Source organism: Psychrobacter frigidicola, from assembly GCF_007997305.1.
Taxonomy (GTDB): Bacteria; Pseudomonadota; Gammaproteobacteria; order Pseudomonadales; family Moraxellaceae; genus Psychrobacter; species Psychrobacter frigidicola.
This window is the reverse complement of sequence record NZ_VORZ01000007.1, coordinates 1-1,309: the sequence shown is the minus strand read 5'-3', so window position 1 is coordinate 1,309 and position 1,309 is coordinate 1. Positions and strand designations below refer to the sequence as shown.

General features: G+C 48.1%; 1 protein-coding gene. It reads left to right on the top strand.

Translation table 11 applies throughout. From position 1 onward, the window contains the following. Position 1 precedes the first annotated feature (1 nt). The gene (gene tuf / locus ES754_RS12045; protein WP_147224447.1) at positions 2-1,192 is read left to right on the top strand and encodes an elongation factor Tu; all 1,191 of its coding nucleotides are present in this window, start codon (positions 2-4) and stop codon (positions 1,190-1,192) included. Positions 1,193-1,309 lie beyond the last annotated feature (117 nt).

The following is a 1,309-nucleotide window of genomic DNA, read 5'->3' as shown; positions in this document are numbered from 1 at the left end:
CATGGCAAAGGCCAAGTTTGAACGCAAAAAGCCACACGTCAACGTCGGCACCATCGGACACGTTGACCATGGTAAAACCACCCTTACCGCTGCTATTGCAACCGTAGCCGCTATCACCTCAGGTGGCGAAGCCAAAGACTATGCAGCCATTGATAGTGCACCAGAAGAAAAAGCTCGTGGTATTACCATTAACACCAGTCACGTAGAATATGACACAGAAGCCCGTCATTACGCGCACGTCGACTGCCCAGGTCACGCCGATTATGTTAAAAACATGATCACCGGTGCGGCTCAAATGGACGGCGCAATCTTGGTCGTATCTGCAACTGACGGCCCTATGCCACAAACTCGTGAGCACATCTTGCTGTCACGTCAGGTTGGCGTACCGTACATCATCGTATTTATGAATAAATGCGATTTAGTTGACGACGAAGAATTGTTAGAGCTCGTAGAAATGGAAGTTCGCGAATTACTTAGCGACTATGATTTCCCAGGCGACGACACCCCAATCGTTAAAGGTTCAGCGACTCAAGCCCTAAAAGGCGACCAAGGTCCATACGGCCAACCAGCCGTTGTTGAACTACTAGGCATCCTAGATACTTATATCCCAGAGCCAGAGCGTGACATCGATAAAGCATTCCTAATGCCTATCGAAGACGTGTTCTCAATCTCAGGTCGTGGTACTGTTGTAACGGGCCGTGTTGAATCAGGCATCGTTAGAATCGGTGACGAGATTGAAATCGTTGGTATTCGTGACACTCAAAAAACCACCTGTACGGGTGTTGAGATGTTCCGTAAACTGCTTGACGAAGGTCGTGCAGGCGAAAACTGTGGCGTACTACTACGTGGTACTAAGCGTGAAGACGTTCAACGTGGCCAAGTACTTGCGAAGCCAGGTTCAATCACCCCGCATACCAAATTTGACGCTGAAGTATATGTACTGTCAAAAGAAGAGGGTGGTCGTCACACGCCATTCCTAAACGGCTATCGTCCACAGTTCTACTTCCGTACGACTGACGTCACTGGCGCAATCCAGTTACAAGACGGTACTGAAATGGTGATGCCTGGTGATAACGTTGAGATGGGCGTAGAGCTTATCCACCCAATCGCTATGGACAAAGGTCTTCGCTTTGCTATTCGTGAAGGCGGCCGTACAGTAGGCGCTGGTGTTGTTGCTAACGTTAACGTTTAATACTTCTGTATTAGATGCTTAGCAGTGTCAGAGCAATCTGCTAGTCTGCTAAATGGTTAGTCAAAAAGCCGCTCTCTTTGTTGAGAGCGGCTTTTTTATGAGTGGCGAAATTTATTA